The sequence below is a fragment of the Nostoc sp. genome (genome assembly GCF_036916975.1).
Classification (GTDB): domain Bacteria; phylum Cyanobacteriota; class Cyanobacteriia; order Cyanobacteriales; family Nostocaceae; genus Nostoc.
Genome location: NZ_JBALFF010000070.1, coordinates 1 through 17,851, shown reverse-complemented (window position 1 = coordinate 17,851; position 17,851 = coordinate 1). Strand labels below are relative to the sequence as shown.

Here is a 17,851-nt window from a genome sequence, read left to right as displayed (position 1 = left end):
AAGGGAAGGGAGAGGCTGCCAACGGCAGCCTCTCCCTTCCCCATCGGAATGATTATCATTATTTTAGATGTATATTTTATTTTCTGGAAGTCCCTGGGCAAATTCTTTGTGCAGTAAGGTAGCTTGATAACCTACATTCCGCACTTCAAATTGTAGTACAAAATATTAGCCAATTGTTCTTTAACACGAGTAAATAAAGATACTGAAATACTTAAGTAAGCCGACATTAAAGATAAACCAAGAGTGATGAAGTATACAGCAGGTTGCATAGCCTATAAATACTTGGTTTCAAGCTTTTCACAAAACTAAATATACATTGGTTTATGATGTTTTTCTTAGCATGATACCACTCGTGAGACAATCAAAAAAACTCAAAAATATTTGAGGAGTAAAAATGTCTCCAATATCAAAAGCAGAAATAAAAAATATTGATCATCAAAGAAAAAGATAAAGTTGAAAAACTTCTTAAAGAATTAAAAAAAGAAGATTTTGAAACTCCAGAACAGGCTCGATATAAACTAAAAGGAATTAATAAAAATCTCAAAATGTTTGCCATCAAAGAGATTCAAATTATTGAAATTACCTCAAAAGATAATAAGACCATTTATAAAATGTCAGGATTGGGTTATGAAAAAACAGAAGAAATAGAAATACAAAGAAAAGAAGCTGGAAGATTTATTTTAGCGACTAATGTAGTTGGCGACGAGAAGTTAGAACCAGAAGAAATTATTACAAATTATAAGAATCAACAGTCCTGTGAGAGAGGATTTAGGTTTCTCAAAGATCCTTTATTCTTTGCTGATAGCTTCTTTGTGGAGAATCCTGAAAGAATAGAGACGATGTTATTTTTAATGTCTCTGTGTTTGTTAGTTTATAATCTGGGTCAAAGGGAATTGAGAAATAGCTTAAAAAGAGCCAAAATTGGAATCAGAAATCAACTGAGAAAGTTAACACTCAACCCTACATTAAGATGGGTCTTTCAATGTTTCCAAGGAATTCATATTTTAACTTTAAATGGCGTTCGTCAAATTGTTAATTTAACAGAAGAGCGGAATTTTATTTTAAATAATCTGCCTTCATCTTGCCAAAAATATTATTTACTTTCTTAATCTAAACACTGTGTCGATATTGAATAACGATTTATCAACATCCAAAGGAATAGTAATTGTTCCTCGAATTTATAGTGCCTATAAAACATATTTTATCAGTTAAATATTTTATGTTTAATTATTTATTTTAAAAAGAAAAATTTTCATCACTTTTTTATTGATTATCCTGAATTTTTTGGTTTTATCTATTTTGTAATTCTCCCGTATTTCAAATTGAAGTGCGGAATGTGGGTTCCAATTAATGCACCAAAGGCTAAACCTCGAATTGGCAACATCAGAGGTGCGATAATCATTGCGCCGATAATTACAGCAGTGCTATTGGCAAGTAGGCCAAATGTGGCGATCTCCTTCGGAGGAGCTTCGCTAACGCACATGAGCCAATAATCAAAATCAGATATGTTGCGTCGAGACTAGACTCTTCCAACAACTCATGTACCAACTGTTTTAGTTGTGATGGTTCAACCCTTTTGCGCTTAAAACCCCTAAAGCGATCGCGAATATTATTTATCAAAACTCCTCCAAATCAAATGATTTTAGATTCTGGATTTTAAACAAAATCTTTAAGTAAGTTGGTGTAATTAAAGCTAACTGGCGGTGACTGTCATTAGTCATTAGTCCTTTGTCATTGGTCATTGGTAAGGGTTTTAAGCATATTTATGTTTCGTAATATAATTTGGTTCATTCCCACCAACTTACTTAGCATAGAATATCGTTATCAAGATAAAAAATGCACTAGATAGCAACATTTATTTCCAGAAATCACGATGAAAGAGGAAGTCGAACTGTAAATGTACTACCTAGCCCAGGTTGACTTTGAACTTGAATATTGCCTTTATGCGCTCTGGCGATCGCGATTGCGATGGCTAATCCCAAACCCGAACCGCCAGAGGTACGAGAGCGGTCGCGATCTACTCGGTAGAAGCGATCGAAAATTCGCTGTTGATGTTCAACAGCAATACCAATTCCTGTATCTTGAATTTTAATCATGGCGTAAAGCTCACTTTTTTCCAAAAAAACCGTGACTTTTCCACCGCTAGATGTGGCTTGAATTGCATTGGCAATTAAGTTGGAAATTAAGCGATAAAGCTGTTCTTCATTTCCCATCACATACAGTTTTTCTGAGACTTGCACCTGTTTAAAGAGATTGACTTTAGTTTCTACTGCCAAAAATGCTAATTCCTCAGTTAAATCGCTAATTAAATCATTCAAACAGCAAGGCTGATATTCTCCTGTTAGTTGTTTTTGATCTATCCTCGTTAATAACAGCAAATCTCCTACTAATTGTGATAATCGCCGATTTTGGCGTTTGAGTACATCTAAAATTCCACCATTGGATTTTGGTTCTTGCTGTAACTTGATAGCAGCTTCAATAGTAGAGTACATTGCTGCTAAAGGTGTGCGAAACTCATGGGCAGCATCAGCAGTAAATTGTTGCATTTGTTGGTAGGAAAGATATACAGGTTGCATTGCCCTTCCTGCCAACCACCAACTAGACAAACCAACGAAAATCATGGAAATTGGCAATCCCAATACCAAAGCTAATCTTAAATAAGTAAGATGTTGGTCTAAATCAGTGATACTACGCGCCACTTGTAGATAACCCGAAACCTGTTTTTGAGTATACAAAGGTAAAGTGATTTCGCGGTATCGAGCGCCAGAAGAATCTGTTAAGATTTGCCAATACTGTAATTTTGAGGTAATCGGTAACTTGTCAAATTCCATACCTCCACTAGCAAAAAGTTTTCCTGAGCGATCCAATAGGCGTATATAGTAATTAACTGGATTCGCCGCTTCTGTGATTGATTTTTTAATAGCTGTTGTTTTAGGCAAACAATTTGTCTGAGCCACACATAATTCTAAAGAAAATTCTTTATTCAGCCGTTGTAATTGTCCGGGTTGTTGCCAAGCCGGTTCAATGCTTTTATGGAGTGCGTTTGCGACTGATTGCAATCCCTGGTCTATGCTTTCATAGTAGGCATGGGCAACCACACTATAAACCCCCAAACTAGATAGCCCTAAAATACCGCCCATGACGAGAGTATACCAAGCTGCCAGCCGCAACCGAGTCTGCTGGAAAATGGGATTGCGTTCCATATTTCTATAACCTTGCTGAAAGTGTCGCTGTCTTAGCAGAAATCATCTGCCTATTTCCGCAGCCGGAATATTGAGACGATAGCCCACACCATAAACAGTTTCAATCAAAGATTCGTTCTCTTCTTCTCCTAATTTGCGTCTCAATAAGCGAATTTGTGCTGCTACGACATTACTAACTGGTTCTGCACCAATTTCCCAAAGCTGATTAATAATTTGGTCGCGGCTGATAATTTGGTTAGGATGTCTCATGAAATATTCCAACAATTGAAATTCCTTGACAGTTAAAGAGAATACTTGATTTTCTCCGTGACAATACTGGCGAGTAAGTTGATGAGTACTGTAATTGAGCGTCAGGCAACCTACTTGTAAGCGGCGGGGTTGGACTTGAGGTGTCAGCGTTGTTCCTACGTAAGAGGATCGCCGTTGCAATGCCCGCAATCTTGCCAGCAGTTCTGCCATATCAAAGGGTTTAACCAAATAATCATCTGCACCGCTATCTAGACCAATAATCTTTTCCTCCATTCGGTCTTTAGCCGTTAGCATTAATACAGGCAGAGTTAATTGACGCGATCGCAACCATTTACACAACTCTATCCCCGAAACTCCAGGCAGCATCCAATCAAAAATCGCAAGTGTGTACTCAGTCCAGCCAGTTTCTAAATATTGCCATGCCTGAGTACCATCTAGAAACCAGTCAACTATATACGCCTCATGGCTCAGGACTTGTTTGATTGCTGCACCTAAATCTGCTTCATCCTCAACTAATATCAGCCGCATAGTCAACCCAATGCTAAAAACCTTCTTTAATTACGCTTTCACAAAAAAGTGAAATAATTATAAAATTTTTATTCTACTTAAGAAATAAATATTGATGCCTGCATAGTTTTTGATTTATACAAAAATAAAGTTTTTCTGCTTGTTGAGTTCTCAATACTTATTATCTCAATAGTAGGAAGCAAACTTTATATAGCAATCATAAATGAGTTTTGGAAAATATTTTTTGAATCGAACCACAGAGATATAGAGGACAAAGAGAGGTAATAAATAGGGATTTTTACGAATGATTTAGGACTGGTAGAGCTATTTTATAAATGATGTGACAACTATGTTATTGATAGTTGTCACAAAAACATTTTCTTCGTAAAAATATAACTCAATTGTGACTGTGGGTTGCCTTTATTGACATGATTATTTTGGATTAATTCGTAATTCGTAATTAATTTTTTGTTTATGTAGCTTGCATTTTTTCACCTTGAGGTTTTGATAGTGCTTGTAGTTCTTCCCAACTATAGTGACTAGGTAATTCAATTGGTTTGTGATTTGCTCCTAATCCCAATCCAACTGTCGGTTCGAGTTCTTCAGTAAATTCCTCTACATATTCTGCCAACTTATTGGCTGCAAGCCCACCAGTAATTGCCCCTGCAAGCCCACCAATTGCAGCACCCATCTTACCACCAATTGAGCGACCCAGTGCGGCTCCTGCAAAGCCACCTCCCACAACACCTAGACCTGTCGCTAAGGGATCAGAATCTATCTGTTCTGACTCGTCCTGTTGAGATTGAATCTGTGGTTGCTCAATTGGTGTAATTTGTCGTTCATCCTTCGTCATAATGTTTCTCCTTTTTGCTATTTACTCTTGACCAATAACCTGTTCATTTCAATCGTTAAGCTATGCGTTAGTGTACCCTTGCCTACGGGATGCCAAGGTCGAACCTTGCTACACGCAGCGTGCTGCAAGCAGATCGCCAACACGCAACGCATTTGCCATAATCGTGAGTGTTGGGTTAGCACCGGAATTTGACGGAAAGAAACTACTATCTACCACATAGAGATTATCGACATCATGAGTACGGCAATTAATGTCAAGGACTGAGGTTTTGGGATCTGTGCCAAATCGACAACTACCACATTGATGAGCAACTGCTTGTTCCGGTAGGTGAGTGCGGGGATAAAGGCTAAATGGCAGAACGTGTTTAGCAGAGTGAGGGATTGACTTGAGTACAGATGTCCATCGGTGAATTAAGCGATCGCTTGCTTCGGTATTATTCAGTGTATAATCAACATGAATATTATCGCCCACCACCCGAATCCGATTATTCGGATCTGGTAAATCTTCTGTTTGCAACCACCAGCCAACCGATCGCTCGGCCAACAAATGGCGCTCAAAATGAGGAATCAGCTTGACAAATGGAGCCATCAGTGGCGGGGCTTCTCCGGGAATCATATCGGCAAGTACATTACCTGTATTCTGCACCATGCCCATCGGAAAAGGAAAATCCGGCTCTCCCCAGTAAAAATCGTTGACAGCGATCGTTTTTTGAAAGTTAGCGTGATTCACCTCTAGGTGTATGGAAACTATAGCCGTTTCCAGTTGCTTCATAAAATTCCGCCCCACCTGATCGGAACTATTTGCTAATCCGTTGGGATGTTTGTCATTCGCAGAGCGCAACAGCAAAGCAGCTGAGTTCACAGAACCACAGGCAACAACCACAATATCGCTTGTGAACCAATGTTGCTCTCCTCCAATTTCAGTTTCTACTTTCGTCACTTCTCGCCCCGACTCACTGGTGTGCAGCCGCAAGACTTTGGCATTAGTTAAAAGAGTAACATTGGCATACTTTTCACGAGCCGGACGAATGGCGTTGACATCAGCATCGGCTTTTGCCTGTACCAGACAGGGGTATCCATCAAAGGTATCGCAGCGAATGCAGGGACTTTTGGTGCGATCGCTTTCATTCAGCTTTAATCCTAGTGGTAGGTGAAATGGATAATAACCCAGTTCCCGAATGCCATCAGCAAGGGACTGCATATCTGGCTCATGACTGACTGGCGGATAAGGATATGGTTCGCTGCGAGGTGGTTCTGTGGGGTCTTCTCCTTCCTGTCCATGCACGTCATATAGCTTTTCTGCTTGCGTGTAGTATGGCTCAAGGTCTTGATACTTCAAAGGCCATTCTGGAGAAATTCCTCCTTTATGAATTACCCTTTCAAAATCTCGCTCCCGGAATCTAATTAGGGCTGCACCGTAGAGTTTGGTATTGCCACCAACCCAGTAGCCTGTCTGGGGCTGAAAGGCTTCATCTTCCTTGTTATACCATTGCTCATCAGTATGGTAACGATGTTTTTGATAGACTTCCTCTGGATTCCAGTTAGCCTTTTCTCTCGGTAAAAAGTCGCCTCTTTCCAGCACGAGAATTTTTTTACCTGTGGGTGCAAGGCGGTGAGCTAATGTGCCTCCACCGGCTCCTGTACCGATAATAATGATGTCGTAATGTTCTGTGATGCTAGTCATAATTGATAATTGGTAATCTCATATTAATTACGGTTTAATTTCTTTGAGGCGGCAAAGTAATTTGGCAATAGTTTAAGTTAATTTATAGGTTTTCATAGGTTTTCTCAAAATTTAAATAGCTCTAAAGACAGATTCTTATGCTTACACTAAAGCTTTAATTACAATATTGCTTCTCTCCAATGGATTAATATTTATTTATGCCTAAAGACAGGTTAGTATTTCATTTTAATTTCATTTTTTATTTCTATTGTGTGAATTAGGCATATAATCTATTTACAAAAATAGTAAATAAATTTTACTATTTTTGATGAAGCTATTAATTCGATTGTGTTAAAAAATATTTAATTTTGAACAAAAATAGTCTTTTTGTGCAATATATATCTATGGTTCAATCTTAAGGGAGATCAATAAAGTAAGAATTAGCTTTATAATGATTAACTTCAATATAAGTAAGTCGGCGCGATAAAACCAAGGTATATTGAGTTTTATAAAAACCCTGGAATGATTTATTTATAAGCTCTTTCTTAACTTTACACTTCGTTACACAGGTTGATTTTTTAACACCGACTTACTTAGTATTTTAGTAACTGATGAAAATAGCTAGAAATTTTACACTCAGTTTGTTGCACGATATTAAATATACATCTACAGTATTTTAGTATTAATTCAGACCTGCTATTTATCGTCAGTAGCCAAGTTAAATAACAGGAGATTTCTATGCCTGAAGCCATTGAGATTTATGACGATCGCCTCCTTGCTATTGTACGCCCCGGTGCTTTACTCCAGGAGCTAGCCAACGGTGCAGTCCATAGCGAGGGGCCTGTTTACTTCCATGAAGATGATAGCGTTGTGTGGAGCGATGCTCACGGCAACCGCCTGTTGCGGTGGAGTGCCACTGACAATGTGACTGTCCTACGAGATCCATCTGATTACCAAAGCGGTAATTACCGTGACTTAGAGGGTCGTCTGGTTGCCTGTTCCTCTGGTCTGCGTGCTATTATCCGACGCGAAGACAATGGTGAATGGAAGGTTTTAGTCGATCGCTACGACAACAAACGCCTGAACAGTCCAAATGATTTGGTAGTAAAAAGTGACGGTACAATTTGGTTCACCGATCCGCCTTATGGGATTACCGAGCCAAACCAAGGTTACGGCGGCGAACAGGAACAACCGGGAAGTTACGTCTATCGCTTTGATCCAGCAACAGGTGAGATTTATCCTGTAGTAACAGATATGGTACGCCCTAATGGGTTGGCTTTCAGTCCAGACGAAAGCATGCTGTATGTTTCAGATACAGCTGCGTTTAATATTCCTGGGGGGCCTCATCATATTCGCATTTATGAGGTTGTGGGCGATGGCTATGTAAAGAATGGGCGTGTATTTGCAGTCATTGAGCCAGGACAACCGGATGGACTGAGGGTTGACGAACATGGCAATGTTTTTACTAGTTCTCAAGATAGCGTGCAGATATATGCCCCCGACGGAACTCGCTTAGGAAAAATTATTGTACCGGAGACATCAGCTAACCTGACTTTCGGTGGTAAAGAAAGCGATTCCCTTTCAGGGACACTGAGTCCTGCGGACACGTTACGCGAACGTGAACGCTTATTTATCACAGCCGGTCATTCGTTATATGTTATCGACCTTAATACCCGTGGTGTACAACTATGATTTATCAATTTGCGGTGGGTGTAGCGTTAAGCGGAGCTATTCCGAAGGAACTCGCTTTTTTCCTAGCTGCATTTAATTTCCCACAGCTAAGTCCACACTTGTTAAGTTCACTTTCTCCTGTGTATCCTGACGGATTCCCAGGATTGGCACTTTTACTTCTCAGAGTTAGCCTTGGCTGGTTGTTTATACTACACGGCTATCCCAAGATAACGCATCTTCGACGGTGGGCTGATTCTCTAAAAATGCCTGTCTTTCTTTGCTTTTTATCAGCTGTGTCGATGTTAGGTGGCGGAATTTTTCTGATTATTGGATTCCTCACACTCTTAGCAACTTTGCCCATTCTCGGCTCAATGATTTTTGCAATATATTTGCACATCACTGGAAGTAAGCCCTTTGTAGCCCAAGATCCATACTTAATTCCTCAAGAACAGTATCAGGGTGCTTTAGGACAAGGTGAACCGCCAAGTTGGGAAAAGGCGTTTATGTATTGCGTTATGTTAATTGCGATCGCGGTTTTAGGCCCTGGTGCTTATTCGCTCGATGCTTTGATTTTTGGGCGGTGAACATCACTCATGTTTCGAGGTGGATACATGTCTATAGGAATCCTACTTGAATCTTGCTCAGTATACTGAGAAGTCAAGCTTTGTATGTCAAGCTTCTAGGCAGCTTGATTGTTCAAAAATCAAATAGGAGTCCTATATCTCCATGCTATTAGGCTAAACTACTGGGTGTCCTAAAGAAAATCTAATTTCATTACTACCAAGAGAATTTGTTTCTGCTCTAGAAACTGGTAATTTAAACGAATTTTCATCTGATTTTTATAACCAAGATTTAGGAGTATATCCAAAGCGCATTCTGGTTGCAAATTATGTTACTGAGGAAAATGTATAATACTACACTGTCCCAGATAACTAGTTTATAAGCGCATTTTTACACAGAATTGGTATTATTCACAATTAGCAATATTGCGTGTCCGTCAGGGTCTTTAACTAAACAACCTTGGCGATAAGGAAAAGAGCGATCACTAAACTGCACAATCCGCGATGATACAAACTGAACCCCGTTACGCCGTAGCTTATCCACTAACTGCTCAAGATTATTTACAACTAGCTCAATTTGGATATGTGCAATATCGCAACTTTTCCAGTAACTCGGCATTGGGCGGCCTTTTCCAGGCACAATATAGTCTAACAGTTCAATTCCCACATCATCTTGAACAGGTCGCAATGCTGTAATTTTGACTTCGGCTCCTGGTAAATTATCCAAGCGAGATTGGGTTGCACGCCAGTTGAGACCGCGGCTATCAATTTGCATTCCCAGAAGGTCGCGGTAAAAGTGTAGACTCTGCTCGGTATTGGAAATTACGATTGCACTATGATCGATTCCCAAAAACAAGCTATGGCTATTTTGATGCCATTTATCTTGTCCTTTATCAGGCGGAAACCAAATTAACTCTAAATCATGACCATCAGGGTCTTTAAACTTGAAGGCGCGGACACCACCAGATGCTTCATTTTCAGGTGGTATTGTCTGTGGCGCAACCGAAATTGGTTCAATGGGAAATGAACGCAAGTGAGCATAAGCACGATCCATATCAATCACTACAATTGCCAGATGTTGAAACCACAGGTCATTACTTTGTGAATAGCTGGGGATGGGTTTACCCTGAATATTAAGATACTCCATCAACTCGACAAGTTCATCACCTAATCGTAAAGTGATAATGCGAATTTTTGCCCCAGTCACACCTTCTAAGTCGCTATAATCCTGTCCTTCAACAGTAATGTCAGAAATGAGTTCAAAAGCAAGTGCTTGTGTATAGAATTCCAAAGAGCGCTCGCCGTTTGTCACTGTTAAGCCAATAGCTCTAATTCTTTGTACTTGTACATCGGTTTGATTAGACATATTCAACAGAGTTTGTACTTATTCTGTACTAGCTTCGCAAAAATTCAATATGAGTCTTGTATAAATCAATCAATATAAAAAATATTATAAAATTTATCTCTAGCTTAAAAAAGACATGCAACTGACTTTATCCTTTAAAGATTTCATCCAATAATGAAATCGTGATGAAATTTTTATAGTTCTTTCGGTAGAGATATTTATTATACCAATGGCTAGAAGCGTTCATTCTTGCAAACCTCTAAAGTAATGCCAGAATCACCAAAATAGCTGTCAAAAATTAAACACATAAGCAAAATGTGTAATTGGTATAAAAAGTTCAACGTAGGACAGCTTGCTTCAATTTGGATTCAATCATAAGTTTTCAATATCAGCTATCCTCAAACTTTGCAAATGAAAATACATAGCAAAAATTCTGAAAAAGTATTATGAGTTATTCCCCTTATCTGCTTAAAGGTCAAAAAGCACTTGTGACAGGTGGTAGTTCTGGAATTGGTGAAGCGATCGCTCGCTATTTGGCTGCATCAGGTGCAGCAGTAGCTATTAACTATCATTCGGAAGCTGAATCAGCCCAAAAAATTGTTGATGATATCAAAGCTAATAATGGAGAAGCGTTCGCTATTCAAGCTGATGTCAGCAAAGAAGACCAAGTAAAGGCAATGTTCAGCCAGACGCTTAAACAATTTGGCACTATTGATATTTTAGTAAGTAATGCAGGCATTCAAAAAGACTCAGCATTTATAGATATGACCCTCGATCAATGGAATGCAGTGATTGGGATAAATCTAACGGGACAATTCTTGTGTGCTAGGGAAGCCGCAAAGGAATTCTTGCGTCGAGGTGTGAAGCCTGATATTTCTTGTGCGGCAGGTAAAATTATTTGCATGAGTTCCGTCCATCAGGTAATTCCTTGGGCAGGTCACGTCAATTATGCTACTAGCAAGGGTGGTATTAATATGATGATGCAAAGTATTGCCCAAGAACTTGCTCCTCACAAAATTCGTGTTAATAGTATTGCTCCTGGTGCAATAAAAACTCCAATTAATAAATCAGCTTGGGATACTCCACAAGCAGAGGCAAATTTACTAAAACTGATTCCAGCAAAACGTGTGGGAGATGTAGAAGACATCGCCAAAGCAGCAGTTTGGTTGGCTTCTGATGACTCTGATTATGTCAACGGTACAACACTATTTGTAGATGGTGGCATGACCTTGTATCCGGGTTTTACAGAGAATGGTTAATACCAATTCGCAATTCGCAATTCGCAATTCGCAATTAAGAAACTTAGATGCAGTAAGACTTTATCGCAGATATGGGAGCGTTGCGGATTGAGGTGGATGATAATGGACATCAATTTTGGATGCCTGCTGCTGGTATTCCCTGGTTTGTTGCTGTTTTTGGACGTAACTCAATAATTTCTAGCTTGCAAGCGATCGCAGTTTATCATGAATTTGCCCGTGGCACGTTACTGAAACTGGCTCAACTCCAGGCTACTGAGTTGGATGATTGGCACGATGCCCAACCGGGCAAAATGCTGCACGAAATGCGCCGCGACGAGTTAACCACACTAAACTTACTTCCATATCATCCCTACTACGGAACAGTAGATACTACCATTCTGTGGATTGTTACTTTAGCTGAAGCCTTTAACTGGAACGCCGATGTCAGTATGCTTGATGAGTGTCGAACGCCACTGGAAAAGGCACTAAGTTGGATTGATAAATACGGCGACTTTGACGGGGATGGCTTTGTTGAGTATTTAACTCGTTCACCAAAAGGATTACGCAATCAAGGCTGGAAAGATTCGGGTGATGCAATAGTTTACCCCGATGGGCAGTTAGTTGAGCCGCCAATCGCTTTGTGTGAAGTGCAAGGCTACGTTTAGGAATTGGGATAAAACTATTCTGATAATTGATAAAAATGAACACTATAAACCCTTTTAGCGATCCCATAAATGGAATTTTCCTAGCACTCAGCATGACATTTTCTATGTTCTGGGAAATTCTTTGGGCGCTCATTCTTGGTTTTACACTATCAGGTATTGTTCAAGCAGTAATTTCCAAAGGGGAAATGAGCCGACTACTACCAGATGCGTCACCAAAATCGATCGCAGTAGCCTGTGGTTTGGGTGCAGCTTCATCGTCATGTTCTTATGCTTCTGTCGCCCTTGCCCGTTCCATCTTTTGCAAAGGTGGTAACTTTACAGCAGCGATCGCATTTCAATTTGCCTCAACTAATTTAGTCATTGAACTAGGCATTATCTTGGCAGTATTAATGGGGTGGCAATTTACCCTGGCTGAGTATGTGGGTGGGCTATTGATGATTGTCATATTAGTATTTCTGTTTAAAGTATTCCTAAAACCATTTGTGAGGGAATTACTCATTTAATTAACCCTAGCCCTTTAGAAGACCCAATGTGGAATTATATTGTGTTAGGTATGGCAATATTATTAGAGGGTTATTCTTGGACTGTAGCTTTAAAAGAGTTTTTGCCGACAAAGGGTAAACAAAATTTTTATTGAAGCTAAATCCTTAACTACTGCTCGAAGAACTTCTCAAACTTCTCAATAATTTTTTAATCAAATAAATATCAATTACAGCACTGAACTGCATAACAAATTATGGTAGAAATTCTTGGTCAAGGACAAGCATTTGGCTCACCGGGTATCGAGCCTCGATGGACTCATTCCAATAAAGATGGAATCGGAACAGCTTACTCTACCTCTAGTAACATTTGGTTTACTATCTGGAATGGTGTTGTTACTGAAATCTACCATCCCACAGTAGACAGTCCCCAAGTTCGGGACTTGCAGTATCTAATTTCCGATGGAAAAAGCTTTTTTCACGAAGAGAAGCGCCATCTTGAATCAAAAGTTGAACCGATGTGGACTCATGGTTTAGGATATCGCATCACTAATTCCGATCCACAAGGGCGTTATGCTGTCATCAAAGAAGTAATTGCTGACCCGCATTTATCCTGTATTTTACAACGCACAAAATTAACAGGAGATAGCGATTTTATTTCCCAACTCCAGCTATACGCTTTGTGTGCGCCACATCTGGAAGTTGGAGGTAGAGGGAATAATGGTTACGCTGTACAAGTTGCTGGACATCGAATTGTCACAGCCGAGAAAGGAGGAAGATGGTTAGCGCTGGGTGCAACAATTCCTTTTACCCGGATTTCTTGTGGCTACGTTGGTGAAAGTGACGGCTGGACAGATTTAGCTGATAATTTTCAGATGGATTGGGAGTTTGACAGTGCTGTAGATGGCAACCTTGCTCTGACTGGAGAACTAAATTTAGATAGCACTAAAGAGTTTACTTTAGGACTGGCATTTGGCACAAACCTGCACAATGCAATTTCCACACTCTTTCAATCGCTTAATATTCCTTTTGAAAAGCAGAAACAGCTATATAACGAGCAGTGGAAGCGATCGCGCGACAGCATCCATTCATTAGAAAATAGTTCTTATGATGATGGGAAGTTGTATCACAACAGCATTAGTCTGTTGTTGGCACATGAAGACAAAACTTATCCAGGTGCGTTGATTGCATCTCTGGCTATCCCTTGGGGTGAAGCCAAAGACGACCAAGATCAAGGAGGATATCACCTTGTCTGGACGCGGGATATGGTTAGCAGTGTATCAGGTTTAGTGGCTGCTGGGGAAACAGATACAGCAGTGCGATCGCTAATTTATCTCGCTACCAGTCAGCAGGAAGACGGCGGTTTTCCCCAAAACTTCTGGGTTGATGGGAAACCTTATTGGATAGGTATTCAGCTTGACGAGGTGGCATTTCCCATTCTATTAGCATGGCTATTGCACCAGCAAAAAACTTGTTTAAACTTCGATATTTATCCGATGATTTTACGGGCGGCGGGTTATTTAATTCGTCATGGCCCAGCTACCCAACAAGAACGCTGGGAAGAAAATAGCGGTTATTCACCATCAACATTAGCATCTAATATTGCCGCCTTAATTTGTGCTGCTCAATTTGTTCGTGAACGTGGCGATGAAGCAACAGCAAACTTTATCGAAGAATACGCTGATTTTTTAGAATCTCACATCGAAGCTTGGACAGTTACTACTGAAGGAACTTTAGTTTCTGGCATCAAACGCCATTACATTCGGATTACTCCTACAGATATTAATAATCCTCAACCCAACGAAAATCCTAACCAAGGAACTCTTGTTATCAGCAGTCAACCACCTGGTGAACCGTCAGAATTTCCCGCGAATGAAATTGTTGATGGTGGGTTTTTGCAATTAGTACGCTATGGAATTCGCAAACCTGATGACCCGATTATTGTTGATTCTGTCAAAGTAATTGATGCAGTTTTAAAAGTCGATACACCTGCTGGTGCTTGTTGGCATCGTTACAACCACGACGGCTACGGACAGCAAGAAGATGGCAGTCCTTATACCGGTTTTGGCAAGGGACGCGCTTGGCCTCTCTTAACAGGAGAACGGGGACATTATGAATTAGCTGTTGGCGGCGATGTCAAAACATATATCAAGGCGATGGAGGGATTTGCATCAGATACTTGTTTACTACCCGAACAGGTTTGGGATGAAGCAAATATACCTGAAAACCATCTGTATTTAGGAAAACCAACAGGTTCAGCAATGCCTTTGATGTGGGCGCATTCGGAGTATATCAAACTGCTACGGTCAAATCATGATGGTCAGGTATTTGATTTGATTCCACAGGTGGCGAATCGATATCTAGGCGAAAGAAAGCAGTGTAAATCGTTGGAAGTTTGGAAGTTTAACCGTCAAATAGACAAAGTTAAAAAAGGTTATACACTGCGAATTCACGCTTTAGCATCTTTTCATTTGCATTGGTCAGATGATAATTGGCAAACTGTAAAAGATACACCTGCTACTTCTACAAAATTAGGAGTTAATTTTGGAGATATTTCTATTTCTGATAATCAGCAACAGCCAATCAACTTTACCTTTTTCTGGATTGAAAGCAGCAAATGGGAAGGACACAATTATACGGTGAGAATTTCGTAATTCCTAATTTATAATTCGCCTTTCAATACATTTCGGATCAAAAAGAGCCATTATTATGCAGAATAACTCATCACCCAAACCAACAATTGAATACTGGCACGTCTGGACTGACAACGACGGTATAAGTCACCAATCCCGTTGTCAAATTGAAGACTTCATCGAAAAAGGCATAGCCCCGGATACCTCACCGCAGTGGCTTTCTAATTTGAAGCAGTCCGGTGCTACAATCACCTTTACTGTGTTACCTGTGGGATGGGTTGGTAACTGGCATGAGAACCCGAAACCCCAGTGGATCATCCCTTTGTCGGGACGCTGGTTTGTGGAGACTATGGACGGACAGCGAGTCGAGATGGGGGAAGGCGAAATTTCCTTTGGAGAAGATCAGGGTACGAAAGCAGACGCGCAAGGTCATAAAGGTCACTTATCTGGAACAGTAGGCGATGCGCCAGCTGTTCTAATAATGGTGCAATTTGAAGAGACTCCGACTGTAGACCAATCTTGTCGATTTAGGTAAGTGAGTTAGTAGCCAATACAGTTCAGAATGAGCAACAAAATATTTGTAGAGACGGCGATTTATCGCGTCTCGAAAACCCAAAATTGTTGCCAGTAGCCCTTAACCCAAGCGTATTGAGTTAGTAGCGATCGCTAGCAGTGCGTTAGTATATTCCTTTAGTGAAGTAAACTATGCTCCCGCCTGTCGCGCCAGCATCAGCCTGTTAAAAAGCTAGTACAGCACAGCGTAAATAGCGATCATTTTTTTCCTGAAATATAAACCTCATAATTTAGGAGTATTCGGTTATAGGAGGTTGTACAGCGCAACTTAAATTTTCTATGGAAGAATCCTTGCCCATTACTATTCTGATCAGTGCAACAGTTGTAGCTGGTATTGCTGCTCAAGTTTTAGCTGGTTATTTTCACATTCCTAGTATAGTCTTGCTACTTCTGTTTGGGATTCTTCTGGGACGAGATGGGTTTGATTTTTTAGATCCCTCTTTACTGGGGATTGGTTTAGAAGTTGTGGTTTCCCTCTCAGTGGCGCTGATTTTATTCGAGGGTGGTTTAAATCTACAGTTAGGAGAGTTAAAAGAGGTTTCTAATGAATTGAAGCTTTTACTAGATAAACTTTTAAATAAAGGTGAATTAGTAATTAAGTGGTATCGAAAACGAAAAAATAAAGGTAATAGTGATTATGTTGCAATTTAAATGCCTATTAGCTTATTGAACACGGAGCCACCAAAGTCTATGCGGCTGTTCGTCAGCTCAACAGTGTCTCCTCATTGGTTGAACAATACGGTGATCGGGTAGTACCAATTCAGGTTGATTTAGGTAATCCCCAATCTATTGTTGCTGCTGCTCAAACTGCCCCAGATGTGCAAATTGTTATCAATAATGCAGGAGTCTTTCAAGCTGGAACTCCCTTAGCTGAGAATGCGATCGCCGCTCTCGAATTTCAGATGAATATCAATGTATATGGATTAATCTACATGGCTCAGGCGTTTGCCCCGGTACTCAAAGCCAATGGAGGTGGTGTCTTTGCCCAAATCAATTCTGTGGCTTCGCTCAAGGGTTTTCCCGACTCTGCCACTTACTGTGCCTCAAAAGCTGCGGCCTATTCAATCACTCAGGCATTACGAGAACTATTAAGTGAGCAGGACACGCTTGTGCTAAGTGTTCACCCTGGCCCGATTGCCACGGATATGGGCGATGCAGCAGGACTAACTGAGGTTGCACAGCCACCTGTACTTGTGGCAGACGGGATAATAAAAGCTCTTAAAGCTGGGGATTTTCACGTCTTTCCTGACTCGATAGCTAAACAAATGGGCGATGCTTATAAAAGCTTTGCCCAAAATGTCGTTGAGGTGTCATCAAGTTAACTACATTGCAGGGTAATGCTCTAGAAAAGGGTATCTGGGTATTAAACAGCAAGCCCAAACTCTTCTCAATTGTACAGATTCACTACTCCTCCTAATTCCCCAGCACCCCATCCACAATCGCAATCCCCTACTGCGGAAACTTCGCCAGCAACTTTTTAATCACGATCTGTAAGGCAGGATCATCATTCCAGCACGAGAGCAAAAAGTCAAAACCTGGATTCTCCCGTGAATTTGCTGCTCGATTTAGTCTCTCCCTTCTTACAGGTCGCATATTTGACCGCGCAACTATTGCTTCATGCGACCATTTTTCAGTTTGTGACACGGGTGGCGCGGAACTTTCCCCCTTATCAACTGTTTTGACTTCTACACCCGAAACTGAATTTTCAACTGACTGAGTTATTCAAATTCAGGTGGCCATAATTCTGCGTAGGCGTAGCCCGTCGTAGACATCGCTACTTGTCCCCACATCAACACTTCCCACGCTAAATGCTAAATTTTATTTAGCCACCCAGCAGGAGTTTTCTTTTTCTTATGTGGTTCTGGTCTGCCGATTCAGTAGAACAAGAATTATTTGATTTGTACGCTCCAGCCCTGCGATCGGTCGGCGTAAATTTTGGGGCATCCACCGAGAACCATAAGGGTCAGCCGTCCAGCATTCTTGCCATAATTGCGTAACTGAGGGCTTTTGCTGTGATGCCCATAACATATCTTCAATCGGGATAATCACATGAAGCCTTTTATACGGGGATTGTGGTTTACTAGAGGTAGCCTTTTTGAGCTTGGGTCTTGTAATAGTCAATACTGTAGCCAAAAAAAGAGTATAAAAAGAGGGCTGATGTAGTAGAGTTATAGTCTTCTAAAACAACAACTCGAAATCCACACACAGCCCAT

General features: G+C 40.5%; 15 protein-coding genes and 2 pseudogenes. 10 read left to right on the top strand and 7 right to left on the bottom strand.

What is annotated here, in order from left to right:
- Positions 1-437 precede the first annotated feature (437 nt).
- A pseudogene (locus V7K73_RS17955) lies at positions 438-1,109 on the top strand (IS1634 family transposase); the annotation flags it as partial.
- A gap of 185 nt (positions 1,110-1,294) precedes the next feature.
- Here the strand turns inward: V7K73_RS17955 and V7K73_RS29905 are convergent.
- From V7K73_RS29905 to V7K73_RS17930, 5 genes are all read right to left on the bottom strand, one after another.
- Entirely contained in the window at positions 1,295-1,483 is a 189-nt protein-coding gene (locus tag V7K73_RS29905) for a hypothetical protein (RefSeq protein WP_442936775.1), read from the bottom strand.
- Positions 1,484-1,868: 385 nt separating this feature from the next.
- Positions 1,869-3,203, bottom strand: coding sequence for a two-component system sensor histidine kinase RppB (gene rppB, locus V7K73_RS17945; RefSeq protein WP_334881928.1), 1,335 nt, complete (start codon positions 3,201-3,203; stop codon positions 1,869-1,871).
- Positions 3,204-3,245: 42 nt separating this feature from the next.
- Positions 3,246-3,980 carry a two-component system response regulator RppA gene (rppA, locus tag V7K73_RS17940; protein ID WP_334881927.1) on the bottom strand — a complete coding sequence of 245 codons (735 nt, stop codon included), beginning with the start codon at positions 3,978-3,980 and terminating at the stop codon, positions 3,246-3,248.
- A gap of 451 nt (positions 3,981-4,431) precedes the next feature.
- Positions 4,432-4,812 carry a hypothetical protein gene (locus V7K73_RS17935; protein WP_334699417.1) on the bottom strand — a complete coding sequence of 127 codons (381 nt, stop codon included), beginning with the start codon at positions 4,810-4,812 and terminating at the stop codon, positions 4,432-4,434.
- Between the two features lie 108 nt (positions 4,813-4,920).
- Positions 4,921-6,495: a GMC family oxidoreductase gene (locus V7K73_RS17930; RefSeq protein ID WP_334881926.1), complete on the bottom strand. Its 1,575-nt coding sequence runs from the start codon at positions 6,493-6,495 to the stop codon at positions 4,921-4,923.
- Positions 6,496-7,212: 717 nt separating this feature from the next.
- Between V7K73_RS17930 and V7K73_RS17925 the strand changes: the two genes are divergently transcribed.
- Positions 7,213-8,166, top strand: coding sequence for an SMP-30/gluconolactonase/LRE family protein (locus V7K73_RS17925; RefSeq protein WP_334881925.1), 954 nt, complete (start codon positions 7,213-7,215; stop codon positions 8,164-8,166).
- Positions 8,163-8,729, top strand: a complete 567-nt coding sequence (locus V7K73_RS17920) for a DoxX family protein (RefSeq protein WP_334881924.1) — start codon at positions 8,163-8,165, stop codon at positions 8,727-8,729. The genes V7K73_RS17925 and V7K73_RS17920 overlap by 4 nt, the downstream gene beginning before the upstream one ends.
- A gap of 367 nt (positions 8,730-9,096) precedes the next feature.
- Here the strand turns inward: V7K73_RS17920 and V7K73_RS17915 are convergent, their stop codons facing one another.
- Entirely contained in the window at positions 9,097-10,071 is a 975-nt protein-coding gene (locus V7K73_RS17915) for a VOC family protein (RefSeq protein ID WP_334881923.1), read from the bottom strand.
- Positions 10,072-10,496: 425 nt separating this feature from the next.
- Here V7K73_RS17915 and V7K73_RS17910 point away from each other — a divergent pair, with 425 nt between their 5' ends.
- From V7K73_RS17910 to V7K73_RS17880, 7 genes and pseudogenes are all read left to right on the top strand, one after another.
- Entirely contained in the window at positions 10,497-11,309 is an 813-nt protein-coding gene (locus V7K73_RS17910) for an SDR family oxidoreductase (protein ID WP_334881922.1), read from the top strand.
- A 71-nt stretch (positions 11,310-11,380) separates the two neighbouring features.
- Complete coding sequence (locus V7K73_RS17905; protein ID WP_334881921.1) at positions 11,381-11,953, top strand: amylo-alpha-1,6-glucosidase; 573 nt, start codon at positions 11,381-11,383, stop codon at positions 11,951-11,953.
- Between the two features lie 35 nt (positions 11,954-11,988).
- Positions 11,989-12,456, top strand: coding sequence for a permease (locus V7K73_RS17900; RefSeq protein WP_334881920.1), 468 nt, complete (start codon positions 11,989-11,991; stop codon positions 12,454-12,456).
- 233 nt (positions 12,457-12,689) lie between these two features.
- The gene (locus V7K73_RS17895) at positions 12,690-15,086 is read left to right on the top strand and encodes a glycoside hydrolase family 15 protein (protein ID WP_334881919.1); all 2,397 of its coding nucleotides are present in this window, start codon (positions 12,690-12,692) and stop codon (positions 15,084-15,086) included.
- 55 nt (positions 15,087-15,141) lie between these two features.
- Entirely contained in the window at positions 15,142-15,600 is a 459-nt protein-coding gene (locus V7K73_RS17890; RefSeq protein ID WP_334881918.1) for a cupin domain-containing protein, read from the top strand.
- A gap of 317 nt (positions 15,601-15,917) precedes the next feature.
- Positions 15,918-16,175, top strand: a pseudogene (locus V7K73_RS17885) (cation:proton antiporter domain-containing protein); the annotation flags it as partial.
- A 128-nt stretch (positions 16,176-16,303) separates the two neighbouring features.
- Positions 16,304-16,960 (top strand): SDR family oxidoreductase, encoded by a 657-nt coding sequence (locus tag V7K73_RS17880; RefSeq protein WP_334881929.1) that lies wholly within the window; start codon positions 16,304-16,306, stop codon positions 16,958-16,960.
- A gap of 529 nt (positions 16,961-17,489) precedes the next feature.
- Here V7K73_RS17880 and V7K73_RS17875 read toward each other — a convergent pair.
- The gene (locus tag V7K73_RS17875) at positions 17,490-17,666 is read right to left on the bottom strand and encodes a hypothetical protein (protein ID WP_334881916.1); all 177 of its coding nucleotides are present in this window, start codon (positions 17,664-17,666) and stop codon (positions 17,490-17,492) included.
- Positions 17,667-17,851 lie beyond the last annotated feature (185 nt).